Genomic DNA, 22,543 nt, shown 5'->3' with positions numbered 1-22,543 from the left:
AATGATTTTCCAAGATATTTTATTTTATTTTTTTTCCGTAATACTCATTGCATCCGCACTCGGTGTAATTACTGTACGTAATCCAGTGAACGCTGCTTTATTACTGGTGTTGTCGTTTATAACATGCGCTGGCTTATGGTTACTGCTAGAAGCAGAATTTCTGGCGATTACTCTTGTGTTGGTCTATGTCGGCGCTGTCATGGTTTTGTTCTTATTTGTGGTGATGATGCTGGATATCAATCTGAACCAGTTAAGAGAAGGATTCTGGAAGTGGTTTCCATTTGGTGCAATGATCGCTCTGGTCATGGTAGTAGAAATTTCAATGGTTCTAATGGGTAAATACTTTGGGCGTGAAGAAATGCCTATACCCGAACCAAAAGGCGTTGATTACAGTAACACCAAAGAACTGGGACGCTTAATATATACCGAGTATGTGTATGCTTTTGAATTGGCAGCTGTGCTTTTATTGGTTGCAATGATTGCGGCAATAGCATTAACACTGCGCCATCGCGAAGATAAGAAATCGCCGAATCCATCTAAACAAGTTAAGGTAAGAAAGGAAGATAGAATTCGCATAGTGACCATGCCGTCAGAAAAAAAGGAATGAGCTAGTGAACTTGTCTCGGTTTGATGATCATAAAATATATTAAGAGGTAACCCATTTGATTTCATTGTCTCACTATCTGATACTTGGCGCGGTTTTGTTTGCAATAGGGGTGGTTGGTATTTTTCTTAATAGAAAGAATGTCATTATCTTATTGATGTCAATAGAATTAATGCTACTGGCGGTAAATATGAACTTTGTTGCTTTTTCACACTACTTGCAAGATATCTCTGGACAAATTTTTGTATTCTTTATCTTAACAGTTGCGGCGGCCGAATCGGCTATAGGTTTAGCAATACTAGTGGCGGTATTTCGCAATATGCATACAATCAATGTAGACGATTTAGATAAACTTAAAGGTTAGCTAAGAGAATCAATGCTATAAGTGTTTTATAATTAATAAAATAAGAATTATTAATCAAGATGCAGAAACTTTATTTACTGGTACCGTTGGCTCCGCTTTTAGGATCAATTATCGCAGGATTATTAGGACGTTTTATTGGACCTACGTGGAGTCATCGTGTCACGATCGCATTAGTATTTGCTTCCTTACTAGCCTCCATCATTATTTTTTTGGATGTATTGGAAGGAAATAGCTATAACGGTAGCGTTTATACTTGGATGATAACAGGTGATACTCGATTTGAGATTGGGTTTTTGATTGATCAATTATCGGCAACCATGATGGTTGTTGTCAGTTTAGTCTCACTTATGGTGCATATCTATACTATTGGTTATATGCATGATGATCCAGGTTACCAGCGTTTCTTTAGTTATATCTCATTGTTCACCTTCTCGATGATGATGCTGGTGATGTCAAATAATTTTTTGCAATTGTTTTTTGGTTGGGAAGCAGTTGGACTTGTCTCATATTTGTTAATCGGTTTTTGGTACACGCGCCCTACTGCCATTTATGCCAATATGAAGGCATTTTTAGTAAATCGTGTCGGAGATTTTGGCTTTCTCTTAGGTATTGGTATGATACTGGTCCATTTTGGTACCCTTGATTATGTATCAGTTTTTGCGCAAGCTCCTGACATCGTCGATGAAAAAATTGAATTAATATCCGGTGTATCCTGGCTGGTTATCACGGTAATTTGCATTTTGTTATTTATAGGCGCAATGGGCAAATCCGCGCAGTTTCCTTTGCATGTATGGTTGCCTGATTCAATGGAGGGGCCAACCCCTATTTCGGCATTGATTCATGCTGCCACAATGGTAACCGCGGGCATATTCATGGTGGCGCGCATGTCGCCACTTTTTGAGTTATCCGATACAGCTTTATCGATTATTTTGGTGATTGGTGGAATTACCACATTGTTTATGGCACTTATTGCTCTAGTTCAGAACGATATAAAACGTGTCGTAGCCTATTCCACACTATCGCAACTCGGTTACATGACGGTAGCGCTGGGAGCCTCGGCCTATTCCGCTGCAATTTTCCATTTGATGACACATGCATTCTTTAAGGCTGTTTTATTCTTAGGCGCTGGCTCTGTCATTATTGCCATGCATCATGAGCAAAACATGCAAAAAATGGGCGGACTTAAAAGCTATATGCCTATCACTTATTGGACCATGTTTATTGCTGCACTGGCTAGTGCAGGTGTTCCCGGATTTTCTGGTTTTTTCTCTAAAGATGCCATCATTGAGGCTGTTCACTTTGCTGATATACCAGGTGCCGGATTTGCATATTTTTGTGTTTTGACAACGGTATTTGTAACAGCCTTTTATACATTTCGCTTGATCTTCTTGACATTCCATGGGCAATCACGGATGGATAAACACACCAAGGAACATTTGCATGAATCACCGTGGGTTGTGACCGTGCCGTTAGTGGTGCTAGCCATACCGACTATAGCGGCCGGTTGGTTTATAGGCCCAATGGTTTTTGGTGACTACTTCAGCAGCGCAATTCATGTTCTGCCACACCATGATGCGATAGAAAAGTTAGGAGCCGAATTTTCTGGTATTGGCGCAATGATGATGCATGCTTTGTATACTGCGCCATTTTGGCTTTCGATGGTAGGTATTTTTAGTGCTTGGTATTTATATTGTGTTAGAACCGATATTCCAGAAAAAATAAAATCAAGCTTTGGCTCAGTGTACAACCTTCTTGATCGCAAATATTATGTAGATGAGCTATATTCATGGCTATTTGCTGGTGGAACACGTGCTATTGGTACGATTCTTTGGAAATATGGCGATATCAAGATTATTGATGGATTCTTTGTCAATGGGACAGCACGAATGGTTGCGTTGACTTCTACAATCGTGCGTCGTTACCAGACAGGTTATATCTATCATTACGCGTTTACAATGATTGTTGGCGTATTTTTTCTATTGACGTTATGGCTTTATTAGCCTGCATGCAAAAGTAATCAAATATGCTGTTGTTTGTAGGTATCGATCAATCAAATACTTAAAAGTAATAAGTCCTCTAACAAATAAAACGGAATAAGCATGTCGTTTGAATTCCCACTATTAAGTTTAATTATTTGGCTGCCCATTGTGTTTGGTGTAGCCGTTTTTGCAACTGGAGATGATCGCAACGCTCAAATCGCTCGCTGGATCTCTTTAATTGGTTCAATTTTGGGATTTTTAGTGGCAATTCCACTTTATACCAATTTTGATTCTGCGACAGGAGCAATGCAATTCTTGGAGAATTACCAATGGTTTGAACGTTTTAATGTTAATTACCATATCGGTGTAGATGGAATTTCTATGCCATTAATCTTACTGAATTGCTTTATTACTCCAATTGTAGTGGTGGCTGGGTGGGAGGTAATTAAAGAACGAGTTTCCCAGTATATGGGAGCATTCCTAATTATGTCCGGAATCGTTAACGGCGTATTTTCCTCATTGGATGCGATTTTATTTTATGTGTTCTGGGAAGCATCGTTAATACCTATGTTTTTAATTATAGGCATTTGGGGCGGGCCCAATCGTGTTTATGCAGCAATTAAATTTTTTCTTTATACGCTACTTGGCTCCTTGTTGATGTTGATTGCATTTATTTATTTGTATCATGCGTCAGAAGGAAGTTTCTCAATAGAGGATTATCACAATTTAGCGATCCCTATGACACCGCAGATTTTAATATTTATCGCATTTCTTCTGGCATTCGCGGTTAAAGTGCCTATGTGGCCAGTACATACTTGGCTGCCTGATGCGCATGTAGAAGCACCAACGGGAGGCTCGGTTGTACTAGCTGCAATTCTGCTTAAGCTGGGAGGCTATGGTTTCTTGCGTTTTTCATTGCCAATCGCACCGGATGCAAGCCATTACTTAGCAGAGATGATGATAGTGTTGTCGTTGATTGCTGTAGTCTACATAGGACTGATTGCACTCATGCAAGCTGATATGAAGAAACTCATAGCCTATTCATCTGTAGCGCATATGGGTTTTGTCACGTTAGGTTTTTTTCTTCTGAACGCCTATGGTATTGAGGGTGCAATGGTACAGATGATTTCACATGGTTTTATATCTGGCGCCATGTTTCTTTGTGTTGGTGTGCTTTATGACCGATTGCATTCCCGTCAGATAGCTGATTACGGAGGCGTTGTAAATAAAATGCCAGTTTTTGCTGCCTTTTTCATGCTATTTGCGATGGCGAATGCCGGCTTGCCAGGAACGAGCGGTTTTGTAGGTGAGTTTATGGTGATCATGAGCGCAATCAAAGTAAATTTCTGGTATGCATTTTTTGCTGCAACGACATTGATAACTGGAGCTGCTTATACTTTATGGATGTATAAGCGGGTGATATTTGGGGCAGTGGCAAGCCCCGGAGTTGAAAGCTTGCAAGACATTTCCAAACGAGAGTTCGGTTTGTTGGCGATTTTGGCAATTTCAGTTTTGTGGATTGGTATTTACCCTTTTCCATTAACTGAAGTAATGCATGCAACAGTTGATCAACTTCTAACTCATGTTAGTAATAGTAAACTGTAATATAGGGATTAGAGAACGGTGATCGTTCCTGTTATAAGGATATTGAGTTAATGAATTTTATACCACCTGATTTTGCACCAGCTTCATCCGAGATTTTTATGCTTATAATGGTGTGCGTGGTAATGCTAGCAGATCTTGCCGCGGGTGAGGGTAGGCGATATGTTGCATATTTGATAACACAAATTACGTTATTAGGCTGCGCGATACTTACATTCGTAACATTCTCCACTGAATCGACGCTAACCTTTCACGGCATGTTTATCGATGATTCCATGGCCGATACTTTAAAATTGATGGTTTATGGTACGGTATCAGCTGTTCTCGTGTATTCGCATTCCTATATGGCTGATCGTGGAATGTTGAAGGGAGAATTTTTTAGTTTGATACTATTTGCCACTTTAGGCATGATGGTCATGATTTCTGCCAGCCATTTCCTGACGTTATATATCGGTTTGGAGTTGCTTTCACTGTCACTCTATGCGCTAGTAGCTTTAAGACGCGAATCATTGATGGCAACAGAAGCAGCTATGAAGTTCTTCGTATTAGGTGCCTTGGCATCAGGATTTTTGCTATATGGCATGTCATTGGTTTACGGGGCTACAGGAACACTACATGTGTCGATGCTTGCGCAGATCATTCAGAGTGGTGCCAGTAGTAAAGAGGTGCTTGTCGTTGGTTTAGTCTTTATTGTAGCAGGCATCGCTTTTAAGCTCAGTGCTGCACCTTTTCATATGTGGGCGCCAGATGTTTATCAAGGTGCGCCAACTGCAGTAACACTATTTGTCGGTTCCGCGCCTAAATTGGCGGCATTTGGTTTCGTGATGCGGTTATTAGTTGAAGGAATGGGAGAGATGGTTACTGACTGGCAAGGCATGTTAGTAATTCTTGCTGTTTTATCTATGGCAGTTGGTAATATTGCTGCGATAGCACAAACGAATATCAAACGCATGCTAGCTTATTCAACTATTTCGCACATGGGATTTTTACTTCTTGGATTTATCAGTGCAGATACAAATGGTTATAGCTCATCTTTGTTTTATGTGATCGCTTATGTACTGATGACTCTTGGCACTTTTGCCATGGTTATGCTGTTGTGCAGATATGGATTCGAGGCAGAAAATATTGATGATTTTAAAGGGCTTAACAAAAGAAGTTCCTTATATGCATTTATTACACTGCTTTTGATGCTTTCATTAACAGGCATTCCACCAATGATTGGATTCTATGCAAAATTCGCTGTATTGCAAGCGGTTGTCAATGCTGGCTATGTCTGGCTTGCTGTGGTGGGGGTGCTCTTTTCGCTGATCGGCGCTTTCTATTATCTGCGGATCATCAAATTAATGTATTTTGATGAGCCAGAAACTATTGAGCCCATTGTTTCTAATAGTGATGTTAGAATTTTATTAAGTGCAAATGGCTTTGCAGTTTTAGCATTAGGAATATTCCCTCAGTCGTTAATGGGATTAAGTCTTTATGCAATCCAAAATTCTATGTAGTTAGCGATATAGGCGGGACTTCTTCAAGAGGTACACCGCCCTGGTGCAACTGCATTCCGTAATAAAATCGAAGTGAATTTCTGATCTTGTAGAGTAGTTTATTGCTCGGGTATCTTGACGCTGTGCCTTATATTGTCGAATTATGAAATTGGATTTATTTAGATGGCATCACGAATATAAAGAATATACCCGATCAATCAATCAATTAATTGATCGGGTACTTGAATTCTTAAGTTTGAATCACATATTTCAGCAAATTATTTAAGGAGGCTAGCATGCAAGGTGAAACAATCAAAGAACAGTTAAGTTTTCAGGCAGAGGCAAAGCAATTACTGAAGTTAATGATTCATTCCTTATACAGTAATAAGGAAATATTCTTGCGCGAACTAATTTCAAATGCATCAGATGCCGCAGATAAATTACGTTTTGAGGGCCTCACTGACGCCGCACTTTATGAATCGGATTCAGATCTAAAAATTCGCATCAGTTATGACACTAATGAGCGGACTATCACTATTTCTGACAACGGTATCGGTATGTCACGACAAGAAGTTATTGATCATATTGGAACTATTGCTAAATCAGGCACGCGTGAATTTTTTAATTCATTAACGGGTGATCAAGTCAAAGATGCGAATTTGATTGGTCAATTTGGTGTAGGGTTTTATTCTGCTTTTATTATCGCTGAGAAGGTGACATTGACTACCAGACGCGCCGGATTGACTGCTGAACATGGCGTGAGGTGGGAATCTAGCGGAGAAGGTGATTACACTTTGGAAACAGTTGAGAAACCTAATCGTGGTACCGAAATAATTCTGCATTTGCGCAAGGATGAAGATGAATTTCTTAGTGGCATGAGGATCCGTAATGTGATTCGGAAATATTCGGATCACATTACCTTACCTATTGTGATGAAGAAGGAAGAGTGGTCGCAAGAAGAAAAGCAAAATAAGATCTCTGACGAAGACGAAACCATTAATCAAGCAAATGCGTTATGGGCGAGACCTAAGAGCGAAATTACTGTAGAGCAATATAATGAATTTTATAAACATGTAGGGCATGATTTCGAACCGCCGCTTGCTTATGTGCATGCACGAGTAGAAGGTAAACAAGACTATACACAATTACTTTATATTCCGGCACGCGCGCCGTTTGACTTATTTGATCGTGAACGTCGTCATGGAATTAAGTTATACGTGCAACGGGTTTTCATTATGGATGATGCTGATAAGCTGTTGCCTAATTATTTGCGTTTTGTCAGGGGTGTAATTGATTCGAATAATTTACCTTTAAATGTGTCACGGGAAATCTTACAAGAATCTAAGGATATTGATTCAATCAGAGCGGGTGTAATCAAAAAGATTCTGGGATTAATTGAAGACTTATCCAAAAATGAAGATGAAGAAGGAAAAGAGAAATACAAAACCTTTTACCGTGAATTTGGACAAGTTCTCAAGGAAGGTGTAGGGGAAGATTTTGCTAATCGTGAGCGAATTGCGAAGTTATTACGTTTTGTCACAACAGATAGCGATTCCGATGAGCCGTTGGTTTCTTTGGATACTTACTTGCAGCGCATGAAAGACGGACAGGAGAAAATTTATTATGTGACTGCAGACAATCTTAAGGCGGCTAAAAACAGCCCACATCTGGAGGTTTTTCGCAAGAAAGGCATCGAAGTGTTGCTGCTCTCCGATCGCGTTGATGAATGGCTTGTAAGTAATTTAACTGAGTTTGAAGGAAAGCCTCTGCAGTCAGTAGCTAAGGGCGGATTAGATTTAGGAAATTTAGAGGATGAAGCTGAAAAAGAGGAGCGCGAAAAAGAAACTAATGCTTTGCAAAATTTGACTGAAAAAATGAAAGAAACATTGAGTGAACAGGTAAAAGATGTTCGTGTTACGTTTCGCTTGACTGAATCTCCCGCTTGCCTTGTTGCAGACACTTACGATATGGGCGGTAATTTGGAAAGATTATTGAAATCGGCAGGGCAAAAAATACAACATACCAAACCAATACTGGAAATCAATCCTCATCATCCAATGGTGCAACGGTTAAATAATGAAATGGAAAATTTCGAGGATTGGAGTCACATATTGTTTGACCAGGCTTTATTGGCTGAAGGCGGCCAATTAGAAGATCCGGCTGCATTTGTCAAAAGACTCAATGAATTATTATTGTTAAAATCTTAAGCATTGTTGCGTGGTTGGCTTCCAGTTTGAAATCCTATGGATACTGGGAGATTGAGGCTAGCACATGAAACTTCTAATTATATTAAATGTCAATCTTCGGAACAGTGTAAAACGTGCTGCGTTAATTTTGTAAGTAACAATCAGGCGAATCATGGTGAGAGCGAACACGAGTCGGGCAATTGATCCAGTCAATACCTACCAGGCAAAGCTTCTCGCACCCTTTGCTGTTTTAGGTATTAAAACAGTAGAGGACTGGCTGACTGATATTGATTATCTGCCAACTAATACAACAATCCTGGCACCGCAAACTGAGCTGGCAAAAGAAGTATGCAGGCAATTATTAGCTTACCTACGTGAACCCGGCTTTACGTTTGACTTGTGCTTACATATCAGTGGTACGACTCATCAGCAGCGCGTCTGGCAGGCTATTCAAGAGATTCCATTCGGGAAAACAAGTAGCTATGCAGAAATAGCGACGCGACTGCATTCAGCACCGAGAGCGGTAGGTCGGGCATGTGGTGCCAATCGTCTTCCGATTGTCATACCATGTCACCGAGTTATTTCCAAGAGTGGTGGTATAGGAGGTTTTATGAACGCAAGTGAAGGTAATCCTTTAAAGATAAAGCGTTGGTTGCTGCAGCATGAGAGCACCTGAATTAAATGCAGGACTGCTGGATGAGTTTTCTGATGCTTTATGGCTTGAAGATGGGCTTTCGCGTAATACGCTGGATAGCTACCGAAATGATCTTCAGCTTTTCAGTGAATGGCTGAATAAATGTGATCCAGACAATAGTAAGTTAACAGAGGCAACGCATTCAGATTTGCTTGAATTTCTAGCGTCCAGAGTTTCAGCTAAGATGAAGGCCAGTACTACGAGTCGAGAATTATCCAGTTTAAAGCGCTTTTATCGCTTTTTATTACGTCAAGGAAAAATTGCAACTGATCCAAGTCTTAATATTGAAGCGCCTAAACTGCAACGTCATCTGCCAGAGAGTCTCTCAGAAAAAGAAGTTGAGCTGTTGTTAAGCGCGCCCGATCTAATACAGCCACTTGGTTTACGTGATCGTGCTATGCTCGAAGTTTTATATGCCAGTGGATTACGAGTATCGGAGTTAATCAACCTTAAGTATTCGCAACTCAGTATGGACATGGGAGTATTGCGAGTCATGGGTAAGGGCAGAAAGGAACGTCTTGCGCCGCTCGGAGAAGAATCCCTGGATTGGCTGAATCGTTACACTAAAGAAGCAAGACCTTCGCTTTTAAATGGCATTGTTACGGATACAATATTTGTGACAGCACGTGGAGCCGCCATGACACGTCAAGCTTTCTGGTATCTCATTAAACGGTATGCGCAATTAATGGGAATTACAAAGCAGCTGTCGCCGCACACGTTGCGCCATGCATTTGCTACTCATCTGCTGAATCACGGCGCTGATTTGCGTGTTGTGCAACTGCTATTGGGACATGCTGATATATCGACTACACAGATTTACACGCATATTGCACGCGAACGCTTGAAACAGCTTCACTCCAAGCACCATCCACGCGGGTAATTCGAAACGCTGAATTATCTCCTGGCTATTAATGGATAAAGCGCCAAGATTCCAAGACCAACAAACGCAACAAATGACCAGTCCGGTATCGTTAACGATAAGAATGTCCAATCGACATTAGCGCAATCGCCATTGGCTTCAAACATTCCAGGCCACCAATCGGCAATGGGGAAGGAGTTCAACAAGGCTTCCTCAGGACTGATACCGCATTCAAATGATTCAGGGTATCGAATTAACCAAGCGTGTCGTGCTGCAATAACCGTTCCTATGGAAGCAAGTATTACCATCAATAAGCCATAAAGACGACGTCCGAAAGGTTCGGGATTATGAAGAAACGCAATAAATGCTGTTAATCCCAACGAAAAATACGCCAGACGTTGTGCCACACAAAGAGGACAAGGTAGCAAGCCCTCTACATGTTGTAGATACTGCGCATAACCCAGAAAACCGACGCATCCAAGTAAGATGCATAAAAATAATATTCTCATTTGTTCTTTACATGAGTTTTGTTGATGTTAAAGTATATCCACAAATAGTTCATGGATTTTATATAATTTGTTATGATGAGCAAAATAAGAAAAAAGCGGCAATTTGAAATAAGATCTTAGTAAGACACGTGGTGAGTTAGAAGCATACTCAACTAGTTGTAGGTGCAATAAAATTTCTAACAATTCATCTAACCAGGGAGATTCATTATGCAAACAAAACTATTTTTTGTAATGCTCATTAGCTTTACTTTGCTGATTTCAAGTGTATCTCAAGCTGGAGAATCAAAAAAGATCAGTGAAACTGTAGCGAATACTAAAACCGATTTTCTGCATATTAAATTAGCTGAATATTACGAAAAAGAAGCTAAGGAATTGAGTGAAAAAGTTGAAGAACAAAAAAATATGTTGCAGGAGTATGAAAATCATAGTGAATACTATGGCCGATCCGGCCAAGATTTTCATTCACACCATGAAGCTTTATTAAGAGAATATACTAAAGCGGCAGAACGAAATGCTGAAATGGCTGCTGCGCATAGGAAAATGGCAAAATAATTAAAGAAATAGTGATCATAATATTGTAATAACAAACAGATAGTTAGTATTATAAATGTCACTGGAATTTCAGCACTATCATAGAATTCATGATTCTTAAGGGATGATAAAAGTGATTATTGAAATCTCTGCGTTTTTCATAATACGAAAAATGCAGAGTATGATTTCATACGCTATTTATCTGCCCAGATTGCATAAGCGAGTAAAGCCCATGCCGTAAGGAATGAAACACCGCCAAACGGCGTGATCATGCCGAGTCCGCGCATTTCGGTTATGCTCAGTGCGTAAAGACTGAAACTGAACAAAACAATGCCGACCATCATTAACCAACCGGATATCGTCATTAAGCGAGACTTCGGAAAATGCAGCAGGAGTAAGCCAATAATAATGATTCCAAAAGCGTGATAAAAATGGTATTGCACGGCAGTGTGATATACAGAAAGCATATCGGCTGATAACATTCTTTTCAACCCATGCGCACCGAAGGCGCCTAATGCGATGCACAATAATGTATTCAATGCACCCAGAATCAGAAAAGTTTTTGACATCGACAATCTTGTCCTTGTGTTGATATAGAGTAATGAACAATCGTTTACTAGCATTGATCAGGATTTTTGGTTATGCAGACATCTGCTTCACACATTCCGTGCGCGAATTTTACCTGAATTCTATCTCCAGAATGAATTTGTTTGCTGTTGCGAATGATAGCACCGTCCTTGGAGCTAGTGATGCTGTACCCGCGCTCCAGTACCGATTGCGGGTTTAAGTGTGATAACTGCATCTGTGAATGTTGTAATCTGAAGATCAGCGTATCAAAATAACGGGAATAAGCATAGCATAAGCGTGAAGCCAGTTCATTTTGTTGTTCTTGTAATCGAGCTATGCGCGGACTTGCTGCTATTAGCCGTTGATTGAAATCGAATAATTTCCAATGTTTCTTTTCGAGCTGATGTACCCATGTTTTAAGGAGTCGATCATGAAGGTGTTGCTGATGAATGGCTTGTTGATTGATTTTGTCACCGGGATAAATTAACCGGTGTGACAGAATATCCATCTGCTGCATAGCGTTTTCAATACGGTGCAAAGTTGCACGATACATGCGTTGATGCAGTGTATTCAATCGATGGCTTAATTCTATCCGGTCTTTGCTAACCAGTTCTGCAGCTGCGGTTGGTGTAGGAGCGCGTATATCTGCAACAAAATCCGCAATGGTAAAGTCTGTTTCATGGCCGATACCACTGATGATGGGTATTGAACTGGCGCTAATAGCCAGCGCAACTATTTCTTCGTTAAATGCCCATAAGTCTTCAATACTGCCACCACCGCGACAGAGTATCAATACATCGGATTCTGCTCGTAGGCAAGCTATCTTAATAGTATCGGCGATGCTGCTGGCAGCCGTTTTTCCCTGTACCGGGGTAGGGTAGATAATGATTGGCAAAAATGGCATGCGACGCTGCAATGTTGACACAATGTCTCGAAGTGCCGCAGTATCTAGGGAAGTGATAATGCCGACTTGTCTGGCAAAGTTGGGTAATGCTTTTTTCTTCGTAAGGCTGAATAGTCCAGCCTTTTGCAGTTTGCTCTTAAGCTTTTCAAACATCTCAAATAATTCACCTAGCCCCGCTTGTCGCATAGTCTCTACATTGAGCTGAAAATCACCGCGTGGCTCATATAGGGTGACCAATGCAAGCGCTTCTACCTGCATGCCATCATTAGGTTGCCAATCGATAAACTTATTCCTGTGACTGAACAACACACAGCGCACCTGCGCTTGATTATCTTTGAGGGAAAAGTACCAATGACCCGATTGGTAGCGCTTTAAATTAGAGATCTCACCTTTAATCCACAGTAATGGGATGTTCTGTTCAAGCAACTGCTTGGTGTTGCGATTTAACTCACTGACTGTTAGTACTTTATCCACGAGATAAATTATGAAGAGCAGATTCAAATGAGATTTGCTGGCATCTGTAAGGATAAGCATTTTCCAATACAAATATAGATCTAAAAGCTGATTGAGGGATTTTAGTATTCAAGCTTGGTTCTATTTGGTCCGGTTAAAGATAATTTTTTGTATTCTATCACTGTACGTCAGCCAGATTGCTTGAATGTGCCAGCAATAGGTTGGAATAATGCTTGGCGTAACTTTGTTGAGTGCTGAGGCTGAACTACATCATCACTTGATTTTGATGCGATAGCATCGAACTTTCAGGACTATTTATGGTTTGAGATGCAAAGGAGTCAAATTCGGCAGTGATTGCAATCGCACGTGAGCTCATATCACAATTTATAGACTGGATCTTGACATGTATTTGATGCCCAATACTGCGACACCCAATTTAATTGTTAAATGTGCGACATGACCAAAATAAGGCTATTAACCAATTTTCTTATCTGTTAATCTTGCCCCTCCAAAGCGCAAGATTAATTTATTTTTAAAAGGATGTTGACATTTGACCCCATAACAAGTTGTAATACGCGGTTCAATTGACAAAATAAATAATGAAAGGAGTGCGAAATGAAACGGACTTATCAACCTTCGGTTACTAAAAGAAAACGTACACATGGATTTCTGGTGCGTATGAAAACACGTGGAGGTGCGGCAGTAATCCGTGCCCGTCGTGCAAAAGGGCGAGCACGATTGAGTGTTTAAATAATATTCCCGGATTATATTTTTATTTTTAGGATTCGCTGAAATTCAGTCTTTGCCAAAAAATTGCAGATTACAGAAAGCCTCTGAATTTGCTGCAATCATTAATTTTAAGTGTCAGATCAGTGGAGATTTAATTCAAATATACTCGAAACCGAATGGGCTTGGTTATGCACGTCTAGGATTGATCGTTTCAAAAAAATTTGAACGCCGTGCAACTAGACGTAACCGGATTAAACGTATTTTGCGAGAAACATTTCGGAGAAAACGGGGCGGCGATAAAATAAAAGAAATGGATTGGTTAATACGACTAAGACGTCCTATGATCAAAGATGAATCCAAAGAATTGGCCACCGAAATGCAATTAATAATGTTCGAAGTACAGAAATGTCACGATTAATAATTATTAGCTTAATAAATTTATATCAATATTGCAGAAGCTCTGTTCTGACACCTATATACCGATTTAGCCCAGCGTGTTCATAATATGCATACGAGAAGCATATGAGAAAAATCAGGTTAATACATGGAGCACGTTTGACGATATGTCGCATACTACGATGCACTCCCTGGAGTAAAATTGGTTCGAACCAGTTACGTAATCTTTTCATCCATAACATCAACACTTACCGATATATCCAGACTTCTTAGCGAAACAGCCGTGTGAATATCTATAAAAACGTGTAATTATGCGGTTGGCTAAGGCAGGTAGTATGCGAATGAATAGCTTTATCGAAAAAATCAACTTGATTGAAAAATAATGGAAACAAAAAAACTTCTACTTATCATCATTTTTTCCACCTCATTACTTTTTTTGTGGGATGCTTGGCAAAAAGAATTATATCCTCCCAGTTCGCAGGTAATGTCTGGGACAACCTCAGATGCTTCCAATCAACGCCATGATCCACTGCCAGTTCCTGGAGATGAATTGGCTTCTTCCGCAACTGGATCGGGATCGGGTACTGTTCCAGGAATCGAAGGCGTCAATCCATCAGTAACACCTAATCTGTTCTCCATAGGCGAAAAGATTCATGTGAAAACGGATATGGTTATTGCTGAAATTGATACAGCGGGTGGTGATATTCGACAGTTGGGCTTGATCGAACATCCATCCCGGGAAGATATCAATAAACCCTACGAGCTTTTATTGGATAAAACTGCGCGATTTCAAGTTGCTCAATCCGGGCTGATTGGTGATGGGTTGCCCAACCACAAAACAAAATTTACCGTAGAAGACAATAAATATTCTTATCAGCTGGAACCCGGTCAGGAAAAGGTAGTGGTGCGTCTCGCAGCACCCGAGGTAGATGGTATACAAGTTACAAAAATATATACCTTTCATCGTGGCAGCTATGTAATCGATGTTGAATTTGAGATCGCTAATCATAGCGAGGCAACGATTATTCCATTTTCTTATTTTCAGATGTTGCGAGACCCTAATGAACCTGCCGGAGCTGGTGCCTTGGTTCATTCTTATACCGGGGCCGCAATGTACACGGATGATGAAAAATTTCTGAAAATTAAATTTTCTGATTTGGACAAGAATAAAGCGGAATATCCAACCAATGCGGATAATGGCTGGATAGCCATGCTGGAACATTATTTCCTGACTGCCTGGTTGCCTGAACCCGGTTCGCCCCGAGAATATTTTGCCAAGCATCTGGCTCCCAACCAATATACTGCCGGTGTGATTGCGCCTGTGGGTGCTATTGAACCGGATCAAGTGAAAAATATCTCAATGCCTTTGTACGCAGGTCCACAAGAGCAAAATAAGCTTGCTGAATTGGCTCCTGGGCTTGATCTGACAGTAGATTATGGGTGGCTAACAGTTCTGGCTAAACCACTATTCTGGCTACTTTCTTACTATCATTCGTGGACAGATAACTGGGGTATTGCAATCATTCTACTCACCTTGACTGTCAAGCTTATTTTCTTCCCATTATCCGCTGCGGGCTATCGCTCGATGGCCAAACTGCGTGTGGTTACACCTAAACTGCAGCGTATTCGCGAACAATACGCAAGTGATCGGCAGCGTATGCATCAAGCCATGATGGAGTTTTACAAGGAAGAGAAAATTAATCCAATGGGAGGGTGTTTGCCAATACTGGTTCAAATTCCTGTATTTATTGCATTATTCTGGACATTGCTGGCTGCCGTTGAGTTACGTTACGCACCATTGGCTTTATGGATAACGGATATGTCGGTCCCCGATCCATATTATGTGCTGCCAATTATTATGGGCGTATCGATGTGGATTCAATCAAAACTAAGCCCCACGCCTGCAGATCCGATCCAAGCAAAAGTAATGCAGATTATGCCGATTGCATTCAGCGTTTTCTTCTTCTTTTTCCCGGCAGGCCTTGTGCTTTATTCACTCTGCAATAATATTCTTTCTATTGCGCAGCAATGGCAGATTACGCGCATGTACGAGAACAAAGCTGCGGAAGAAGCCAATAAAGATAAAAATAAGAAAAAAATTAAGAATGGTCCCGAACCCGCTAAGGAGAATCTTCAATTGACTGCTTCTCTTGAAAATGAAGATGTAGGCGCTACCAAAGCGGCAGCAGAGTCGGCAGCGAGCTCAGAAAGAAATGAAAAAACGCCGTTAAAGCAAGCAACAGTTTCTAATAAAAATAAAGCTCCCGTAAAACCAAAAAACAGCCCTGTTGCTAAAAAAACAAGGAAGAGATAACAATTATTACCGATTATCTATCAAAAATAAGTCATTGAAAAACATTTTTGAAGCAACCGATGCAAGGCAAGTACAGGTGAAAAAGAGCAGTTTGTGCATAATAAATGAGCATTCTGAGCCTGTTTTTAACCCCGTAGCGGCAATGCAGATGTTTTTCAGCGACCTGCTAGATGATCGGTAATTTAGCAATCAATATAGCAATTATGGAGTTAATACATAGTAAGCCCTGATATCATTGCAGCAATTGCAACTCCGCCCGGACGCGGAGGAATCGGTGTGATTCGCATTTCTGGCAAGAACTTGGTAAATCTTGCAGAAGTAATTCTCGGTAAACTCCCCAAGCCACGCTATGCTAGCCTTAGTCAATTTCTGGATGCCAAGGGACAAATCATTGATCAAGGTCTTGTTCTATATTTTCCAGGACCTCATTCGTACACCGGTGAAGATGTGCTCGAGCTACATGGACATGGTGGCCCGGCGGTTATAAATTTATTGCTCAAAAGTTGCCTTGGCGCTGGTGCCCGTTTAGCGCAGCCCGGCGAATTCACACTACGTGCTTATCTCAATAATAAAATCGATTTAATCCAGGCTGAAAGCGTCGCGGCGATCATCGAAGCCAGCACGCATGAGGCAGCGCGCTGTGCGGTCAATTCTTTGCAAGGTCATTTTTCCGCCCGGATCGAAGCATTGGTAAGCTTATTGATCACAATGCGGATGCTTATTGAAGCAACTCTTGATTTCCCTGAAGACGAAATCGATAACTTGAAAACTTTGCAAATTCGCGAAAGACTGGATCATATTGTCACACAATTAGAACAAACACTTTCCGCTGCACGGCAAGGCAACTTGTTACAAGAAGGCATCCAGATTGTGTTAGCTGGGGCACCCAATGTAGGAAAATCCAGCTTATTGAATCAATTGGTCGAAGAAGATGCCGCCATTGTCACAGAAGTACCCGGAACCACTCGGGATACCATTCAACGAACCATCACCATTGGCGGGATGCCGGTTCACATTGTGGATACCGCAGGTCTGCGAGAAACCAGTGATATTGTCGAACAAAAAGGCATTGAACGAACGCTGGCTGCGATTAAACGCGCCAACCTGGTGCTCCGGTTGCTGGATAGCAGTGAGCATCGACCAGTTGCCCCTGATCCAATACAACAATACATTCCCGCTGACAAACCTCGAATCACCGTGTGCAACAAAATTGACCTAATGAATGAAGATCCAAAAATGGAAGGTGAAGGACACAATAGCATCATTCATCTTTCGGCCAAAACCGGTGCTGGTATCGAGTTACTGCGCCAAAAAATTCTGGACATGGCCGGTTGGCAATTCAATCATGCCGGCGAAGGAATATTTATGGCTAGACAGCGTCATCTGGAAGCACTGACACAAGCAAAAGCACATCTGGTAAATGCACATGAATATACTGATACTGAATACCAACTGGAACTTCTTGCCGAAGAACTTAAGCTAGCTCAATACGCATTATCAGCCATTACAGGTCAATTCACTGCTGATGATCTGCTGGGAGAAATTTTTTCGCATTTTTGTATTGGGAAATAGCTTCAGTTTTGAAACGATCCGATAAGTTTAGCTGAGTCTAATAGTTGACTTAGGGCGGCGTGATATGATTAAACACTGTTTTGTCACTAAGCTGTTGTCATATGACGCTCAACCAGAATCCAGAACAAAAAGCCCGCGACAACATCGACAGCTTACTCAACCAAGCAGGCTGGGTTGTTCAATCGGCTAGGAATATCGACCTGAATACTGGGTCAGGCCAAGCAGTGCGAGAGTACCGAACCGATGTGGGTCCGGCAGATTACGTGCTGTTTGTTGAGAAAAAAGCCGTTGGCGTGATCGAAGCCAAAAAGGCAGACCATGGGCATAAAATCACCGAAGTGGAATGGCAGACTGAAGGCTACGCCAGTGCCCGGTTGAAGTGGATCAACAACACCAAGCTACTTCCTTTCCTGTACGAAAGCACCGGTATCATCACACGTTTTACCGATGGGCGTGATCCCAAACCGCGTTCACATGAGATTTTTAATTTCCACCGTCTCGAAACTTTAAAAAAGTGGATCGAACAAGGCACCAGCCTGCGCGAGCGTCTTCACCGCATCCCGCTGCTCAATCCGCATCGCTTGGCCGCCAAAGAATTGAAGCTGCGTGACTGTCAGGAAATCGCCATTACCCATCTGGAACAATCATTCAAGGCCGATCGTCCGCGCGCGCTGATCCAGATGGCGACCGGAGCAGGAAAGACCTACACTGCGATTACCGCCATGTACCGCCTGCTGAAATTTGCAAATGTCAAGCGCATCCTGTTTCTGGTGGACACCAAGAACCTGGGTGAGCAGGCCGAGCAGGAAATGATGTCGTATGTGCCACTTGACGATAACCGTAAATTCACCGAACTCTATACCGTTCAGCGCCTCAAGTCCGCTTTCGTGGCCACGGACAGCCAGATCTGCATCAGTACCATCCAGCGGCTCTACTCCATCCTCAAGGATAAAGAATTCGATGAATTCATAGAGGAGACCAACCCGGCAGAATGGGTGCAACCTAAGGAACCGATGCCGGTGGTGTATAACAAAAAAGTCCCGCCGGAATTCTTTGATTTCATCTTCATCAATGAATGTCATCGTTCCATCTATAATCTGTGGTTGCAAGTGCTTGATTACTTCGATGCCAGTCTGATCGGTCTTGCCGCCACGCCAGACAACCGCACCTATGGTTTTTTCAAGAAAAACGTGGTGAGCGATTACAGTCACGAAAAAGCCGTGGCCGATGGCGTCAACGTCGGTAATGAAATCTATCTCATTGAAACCCAGATCACCCAGCAAGGCGCGCAAATCTGCGCACAGCAATATGTCGAACGCCGCGAAAGGCTCACCCGCAAACGGCGTTGGGAACAACAGGACGAGGACGAAACTTATACTGCTATCCAGCTCGATCGCAGCATAGTTAATCCGGATCAGCTCCGCACCGTGATTCGCACTTTCCGCGACAAGCTGCCCGAAATGTTTCCGGGGCGGAAGGAAGTACCGAAAACATTAATCTTTGCCAAAACCGACAGTCACGCTGACGATATCATCCAGACCGTGCGCGAGGAATTTAGCGAGGGAAGAAGCTTACCTACAAGATTGTCGAGGACCCAAAATCGGTGCTGGCAGATTTTCGTAATGCCTATTACCCACGCATTGCTGTCACCGTGGACATTATCGCCACCGGCACGGACGTAAAACCCTTGGAATGCCTGCTGTTCATGCGCGATGTCAAAAGCCGCAACTACTTCGAGCAAATGAAAGGCCGTGGCACGCGCACATTGGATATGGACGACCTGAAGAAAGTCACCCCCTCCGCAGCCAGCGCCAAAACGCATTATGTGATTGTGGATGCCATCGGTGTCACCCAATCACTCAAGACCGCCAGCCATCCGCTGATCACTAAACCCAGCCTGTCGTTCAAGGATTTGGCGATGAACGTGTTGATGGGGGCAACCGATGAAGATACGGTCAGTTCGCTCGCCGCACGCCTGGCGTGGCTCAACAAGCAACTCGACCCCGACGACCAGCGACGCATCCGGGACGCCGCCAAAGGCTTGGAACTCACGCAATTGGTGGGCAAGTTGTTCGCCGCCATTGACGCTGACAACATTGAAGCCAGAGCATTGAAACTGGCCGGGCAACCTATCGGCACCGATCCGGGCGACGCCCAACGCGAACTGGCGCAACAGCAACTGGTATCCGAGGCTGCGAGTGTGTTGAATGGTAATCTGGTCGAACTGATCGACAGCATCCGCCGCGACAAGGAGCAAACCATTGATCACGACAACCTCGACCAATTGGTGCGTGCGGAATGGGATAAAGACGCCGCCAGCAACGCACAAGCCTTTGTTGATGAATTCGCCGAATACCTCAAGTCCAACCGTGACAACATTGAATCACTCGCCATTTTCTTCGACCAGCCCTATCGAAGGAGAGAAGTCACCTATGAAATGATTCAACAGATAATGGATAAACTGAAGACCGACAAACCCAGACTTGCCCCTGCTCGCGTCTGGCATGCTTACGCCCAATTGGATGATTATAAAGGCCAGCCGATCACCGAGCTGACCGCATTGGTCGCCCTGATCCGCCGCGTGTGTGGCTTGGATGAAAAACTCACCAACTATGATGCTTTAGTGCGCCGCAACTTCCAGAACTGGATCATGCAACATCACTCCGGTAGCGGCGAGAAATTCAACGAAGAACAAATGGAGTGGCTGCGTATGATTCGCGATCACGTCGCAATATCCATTCATATGGATCGTGATGCGCTTGAGATGGCGCCGTTCGACAACAAAGGCAGATTGGGGAAAATGCACCAATTGTTTGGAGCAAGGATGGAACCGTTGTTGGATGAATTGAATGAGGTGTTGGTGGGGTGAAAGATAGCGAAAAGTTAGAGCTGCCGAATTCGTGGCCAGTAGTAAAACTCGGTGATTTTGTTGTAAACGAAAAAGGAAAGAAACCTAAAATGAATCCCAAATAGAAACCGTTGTGTATTCTTTACCCTATATAGATATTCAAGCATTTGAAAAAAATGTGATTCGCTCATGGACTGATGGCGTGAGTTGTCGGCTTTGCTATGAAACTGATTTTTTGATGGTATGGTATGGGATGGCTCACGTTCAGGTCTAGTTGGGAAGGGTATAAATGGTGCGCTCGGAAGCACGCTTGTTCGTATTTATTTTCCATCAATGGTCAATAACTATGCTTTCTATTCTTTCTATTTTTTGCAGTCAAAATTTAAACAAATAAACACGAGAGCTAAGGGGTCGGCATACCTCACGTTGATCCAGGGTTACTTTGGAATTATGATTTTCCTATTCCACCTCTCAACGAACAACATCGCATCGTCACCAAAATCGAAGAACTGTTTTCCGAGCTTGACAAGGGCATCGAAAATCTTAAAACCACTCAGGCGCAGCTCAAAGTGTACCGCCAAGCACTGCTGAAACACGCCTTCGAGGGTAAACTCACTGCTCAGTAGCGTGCGGAGAATCGAGGCAAATTGGAATCCGCCGACACTTTACTGAAACGTATCCAGCAAGTGCGTGAGCAACGCTACCAGCAACAACTCGCCGAGTGGAATAAATCCCCCTCGGTCCCCCTTTTTCAAAGGGGGAAGCCAACCACCACCGCGCCTATCTCCCCCCTTTGGAAAAGGGGGGCGAGGGGGGATTTCAAAACCCAAACCACCCAAAACCCTACCCCCGCTCACCGCCGAAGAACTGGCCGAATTACCTGAATTGCGGGAGGGGTGGATATGGATTCGATTGGGTGATATTTTTACAGACAATCCAAAGAACGGTATCTATAAATCAGCGGAAAACTATGGCTCGGGATTTTCGATTATTAGAATCGATGATTTTTACGATGGCGTTCTATGTAGAACTTCGGGCTTCAAAAAAATTAAGCTTTCCACTGATGAAATTAGGACATTTACTGCACATGTTGGCGATATTCTTATTAATCGCGTTAACAGTATTGAGTATCTTGGGAAATGTTGCGAAATAAGAGGGTTATCAGAACCGATAGTGTTTGAAAGCAACATCATGAAAATAACACTTGTCGCTAACTTAACTTATTTTCCACATTCTTTGTGACATCATATTTGTCCAGCCATTTAGGACGAGAAAGGTTGTGTGCGAATGCCAAGCACGCGGTAAATCAAGCAAGTATAAACCAAACCGATGTTTCATTTTCACCTATACCCTTGGCGCAACTGGATGAGCAAATTGTAATTTCAGAGTTGCTAGGCGCTCATCTTTCCGAAGCCGACCAACTCGATCAAACTATCACCACCGTTCTGCAACAAGCCGAAGTCCTGCGCCAATCGATCCTGGAAAAAGCTTTTTCCGGCCAATTGGTGCCACAAGATCCGAATGATGAGCCTGCATCGAAATTGTTGGCGCGCATTCAAGCGGAACGGATGACCTCTCAGGATAATTTGGTTGTCCGTCGAAAGGGGAGATGGAGTTAACGGTAATTTGCTTGCTTATTACGTCATTCCCGCTTGCGCGGGAATGACGGATGTGACGAGGGATGGGGGATGTGATAAGGATTGACTTATGATGGATAATATGGTGTCGGCGGGAGTCATGTGAATAATGCGAAAGATGGTCTGGATGTGAGCGCTTGTCTAGGATTGCATCATGAAAAAACAGCCTGCGGTTTATATTCTGGCGAGTGGGTACAACGGTACGTTGTACATTTGGGTAACCAGTTATTTGATTCAGCGGGTTTGGCAGCATAAACAGGATATGGTTGAAGGTTTTACGAAGAAATGCGGCGTTCATTCCTTGGTTTATTATGAAA

The 22,543-nt window shown here is 42.6% G+C and carries 21 protein-coding genes; 18 read left to right on the top strand and 3 right to left on the bottom strand.

The window, feature by feature from the left end:
* Window position 1: 1 nt before the first annotated feature.
* The 8 genes from C7H79_RS11810 (at window position 2) to xerD (ending at window position 9,787) form a co-directional block, all read left to right on the top strand.
* Window positions 2-607: an NADH-quinone oxidoreductase subunit J gene (locus C7H79_RS11810; RefSeq protein ID WP_106707461.1), complete on the top strand. Its 606-nt coding sequence runs from the start codon at window positions 2-4 to the stop codon at window positions 605-607.
* A 55-nt stretch (window positions 608-662) separates the two neighbouring features.
* Window positions 663-968 (top strand): NADH-quinone oxidoreductase subunit NuoK, encoded by a 306-nt coding sequence (gene nuoK, locus C7H79_RS11805; RefSeq protein ID WP_106707460.1) that lies wholly within the window; start codon window positions 663-665, stop codon window positions 966-968.
* Window positions 969-1,027: 59 nt separating this feature from the next.
* Complete coding sequence (nuoL, locus tag C7H79_RS11800) at window positions 1,028-2,968, top strand: NADH-quinone oxidoreductase subunit L (RefSeq protein ID WP_106707459.1); 1,941 nt, start codon at window positions 1,028-1,030, stop codon at window positions 2,966-2,968.
* 99 nt (window positions 2,969-3,067) lie between these two features.
* Window positions 3,068-4,552 (top strand): NADH-quinone oxidoreductase subunit M, encoded by a 1,485-nt coding sequence (locus C7H79_RS11795; RefSeq protein WP_106707458.1) that lies wholly within the window; start codon window positions 3,068-3,070, stop codon window positions 4,550-4,552.
* Between the two features lie 50 nt (window positions 4,553-4,602).
* Window positions 4,603-6,048, top strand: coding sequence for an NADH-quinone oxidoreductase subunit NuoN (gene nuoN, locus C7H79_RS11790; RefSeq protein WP_106707457.1), 1,446 nt, complete (start codon window positions 4,603-4,605; stop codon window positions 6,046-6,048).
* A gap of 275 nt (window positions 6,049-6,323) precedes the next feature.
* Window positions 6,324-8,234 carry a molecular chaperone HtpG gene (gene htpG, locus C7H79_RS11785; protein ID WP_106707456.1) on the top strand — a complete coding sequence of 637 codons (1,911 nt, stop codon included), beginning with the start codon at window positions 6,324-6,326 and terminating at the stop codon, window positions 8,232-8,234.
* 151 nt (window positions 8,235-8,385) lie between these two features.
* Window positions 8,386-8,889, top strand: a complete 504-nt coding sequence (locus C7H79_RS11780; protein WP_106707455.1) for a methylated-DNA--[protein]-cysteine S-methyltransferase — start codon at window positions 8,386-8,388, stop codon at window positions 8,887-8,889.
* Complete coding sequence (gene xerD / locus C7H79_RS11775; RefSeq protein ID WP_106707454.1) at window positions 8,876-9,787, top strand: site-specific tyrosine recombinase XerD; 912 nt, start codon at window positions 8,876-8,878, stop codon at window positions 9,785-9,787. The genes C7H79_RS11780 and xerD overlap by 14 nt, the downstream gene beginning before the upstream one ends.
* Window positions 9,788-9,801: 14 nt before the next feature.
* On the opposite strand, the gene C7H79_RS11770 is transcribed toward xerD, so the two are convergent.
* Complete coding sequence (locus C7H79_RS11770; protein ID WP_106707453.1) at window positions 9,802-10,275, bottom strand: disulfide bond formation protein B; 474 nt, start codon at window positions 10,273-10,275, stop codon at window positions 9,802-9,804.
* A 207-nt stretch (window positions 10,276-10,482) separates the two neighbouring features.
* On the opposite strand from C7H79_RS11770, the gene C7H79_RS11765 reads away from it, so the two are divergent.
* A complete protein-coding gene (locus tag C7H79_RS11765; protein WP_106707452.1) occupies window positions 10,483-10,827 on the top strand; it encodes a hypothetical protein in 345 nt (114 codons plus the stop codon).
* A gap of 173 nt (window positions 10,828-11,000) precedes the next feature.
* Here the strand turns inward: C7H79_RS11765 and C7H79_RS11760 are convergent, their stop codons facing one another.
* Together C7H79_RS11760 and xseA are read right to left on the bottom strand one after the other, a co-directional pair.
* Entirely contained in the window at window positions 11,001-11,375 is a 375-nt protein-coding gene (locus C7H79_RS11760; RefSeq protein ID WP_106707451.1) for a DUF423 domain-containing protein, read from the bottom strand.
* Window positions 11,376-11,422: 47 nt separating this feature from the next.
* Window positions 11,423-12,811 carry an exodeoxyribonuclease VII large subunit gene (gene xseA, locus C7H79_RS11755; protein WP_106707450.1) on the bottom strand — a complete coding sequence of 463 codons (1,389 nt, stop codon included), beginning with the start codon at window positions 12,809-12,811 and terminating at the stop codon, window positions 11,423-11,425.
* 534 nt (window positions 12,812-13,345) lie between these two features.
* On the opposite strand from xseA, the gene rpmH reads away from it, so the two are divergent.
* The 9 genes from rpmH (at window position 13,346) to C7H79_RS18455 (ending at window position 22,208) form a co-directional block, all read left to right on the top strand.
* Window positions 13,346-13,480, top strand: coding sequence for a 50S ribosomal protein L34 (gene rpmH, locus C7H79_RS11750; RefSeq protein WP_090721140.1), 135 nt, complete (start codon window positions 13,346-13,348; stop codon window positions 13,478-13,480).
* 52 nt (window positions 13,481-13,532) lie between these two features.
* Window positions 13,533-13,877, top strand: a complete 345-nt coding sequence (gene rnpA, locus C7H79_RS11745; protein WP_242447268.1) for a ribonuclease P protein component — start codon at window positions 13,533-13,535, stop codon at window positions 13,875-13,877.
* Window positions 13,878-14,237: 360 nt separating this feature from the next.
* A complete protein-coding gene (gene yidC / locus C7H79_RS11735; protein ID WP_106707448.1) occupies window positions 14,238-16,169 on the top strand; it encodes a membrane protein insertase YidC in 1,932 nt (643 codons plus the stop codon).
* A 216-nt stretch (window positions 16,170-16,385) separates the two neighbouring features.
* Window positions 16,386-17,741 carry a tRNA uridine-5-carboxymethylaminomethyl(34) synthesis GTPase MnmE gene (gene mnmE / locus C7H79_RS11730; RefSeq protein WP_106707447.1) on the top strand — a complete coding sequence of 452 codons (1,356 nt, stop codon included), beginning with the start codon at window positions 16,386-16,388 and terminating at the stop codon, window positions 17,739-17,741.
* Between the two features lie 101 nt (window positions 17,742-17,842).
* On the top strand, window positions 17,843-19,423 hold the full coding sequence (locus tag C7H79_RS18925; RefSeq protein WP_242447266.1) for a DEAD/DEAH box helicase family protein: 1,581 nt from the start codon (window positions 17,843-17,845) through the stop codon (window positions 19,421-19,423).
* Window positions 19,393-20,610, top strand: coding sequence for a type I restriction-modification enzyme R subunit C-terminal domain-containing protein (locus tag C7H79_RS18920; RefSeq protein WP_242447265.1), 1,218 nt, complete (start codon window positions 19,393-19,395; stop codon window positions 20,608-20,610). The genes C7H79_RS18925 and C7H79_RS18920 overlap by 31 nt, the downstream gene beginning before the upstream one ends.
* A gap of 395 nt (window positions 20,611-21,005) precedes the next feature.
* Complete coding sequence (locus C7H79_RS19485; protein WP_197714632.1) at window positions 21,006-21,215, top strand: restriction endonuclease subunit S; 210 nt, start codon at window positions 21,006-21,008, stop codon at window positions 21,213-21,215.
* Between the two features lie 64 nt (window positions 21,216-21,279).
* Complete coding sequence (locus tag C7H79_RS18000; protein WP_106707446.1) at window positions 21,280-21,831, top strand: restriction endonuclease subunit S domain-containing protein; 552 nt, start codon at window positions 21,280-21,282, stop codon at window positions 21,829-21,831.
* A gap of 8 nt (window positions 21,832-21,839) precedes the next feature.
* Window positions 21,840-22,208: a restriction endonuclease subunit S domain-containing protein gene (locus C7H79_RS18455; protein WP_197714631.1), complete on the top strand. Its 369-nt coding sequence runs from the start codon at window positions 21,840-21,842 to the stop codon at window positions 22,206-22,208.
* Window positions 22,209-22,543: the final 335 nt, after the last annotated feature.

It is taken from the genome of Nitrosomonas supralitoralis, assembly GCF_003011925.2.
In the GTDB taxonomy this organism is placed as follows: domain Bacteria; phylum Pseudomonadota; class Gammaproteobacteria; order Burkholderiales; family Nitrosomonadaceae; genus Nitrosomonas; species Nitrosomonas supralitoralis.
This window is presented reverse-complemented; position numbering and strand designations above follow the sequence as displayed.

Coding starts and splice junctions, on each gene's coding strand:
- nuoL (WP_106707459.1), top strand. CDS start 1,028: ATGCAGAAACTTTATTTACTGGTACCGTTGGCTCCGCTTTTAGGATCA.
- C7H79_RS11795 (WP_106707458.1), top strand. CDS start 3,068: ATGTCGTTTGAATTCCCACTATTAAGTTTAATTATTTGGCTGCCCATT.
- C7H79_RS18925 (WP_242447266.1), top strand. CDS start 17,843: ATGACGCTCAACCAGAATCCAGAACAAAAAGCCCGCGACAACATCGAC.
- xseA (WP_106707450.1), bottom strand. CDS start 12,811: ATGCTTATCCTTACAGATGCCAGCAAATCTCATTTGAATCTGCTCTTC.
- C7H79_RS11780 (WP_106707455.1), top strand. CDS start 8,386: ATGGTGAGAGCGAACACGAGTCGGGCAATTGATCCAGTCAATACCTAC.
- C7H79_RS11760 (WP_106707451.1), bottom strand. CDS start 11,375: ATGTCAAAAACTTTTCTGATTCTGGGTGCATTGAATACATTATTGTGC.
- rpmH (WP_090721140.1), top strand. CDS start 13,346: ATGAAACGGACTTATCAACCTTCGGTTACTAAAAGAAAACGTACACAT.
- C7H79_RS11810 (WP_106707461.1), top strand. CDS start 2: ATGATTTTCCAAGATATTTTATTTTATTTTTTTTCCGTAATACTCATT.
- xerD (WP_106707454.1), top strand. CDS start 8,876: ATGAGAGCACCTGAATTAAATGCAGGACTGCTGGATGAGTTTTCTGAT.
- C7H79_RS11770 (WP_106707453.1), bottom strand. CDS start 10,275: ATGAGAATATTATTTTTATGCATCTTACTTGGATGCGTCGGTTTTCTG.
- yidC (WP_106707448.1), top strand. CDS start 14,238: ATGGAAACAAAAAAACTTCTACTTATCATCATTTTTTCCACCTCATTA.
- nuoN (WP_106707457.1), top strand. CDS start 4,603: ATGAATTTTATACCACCTGATTTTGCACCAGCTTCATCCGAGATTTTT.
- C7H79_RS11765 (WP_106707452.1), top strand. CDS start 10,483: ATGCAAACAAAACTATTTTTTGTAATGCTCATTAGCTTTACTTTGCTG.
- htpG (WP_106707456.1), top strand. CDS start 6,324: ATGCAAGGTGAAACAATCAAAGAACAGTTAAGTTTTCAGGCAGAGGCA.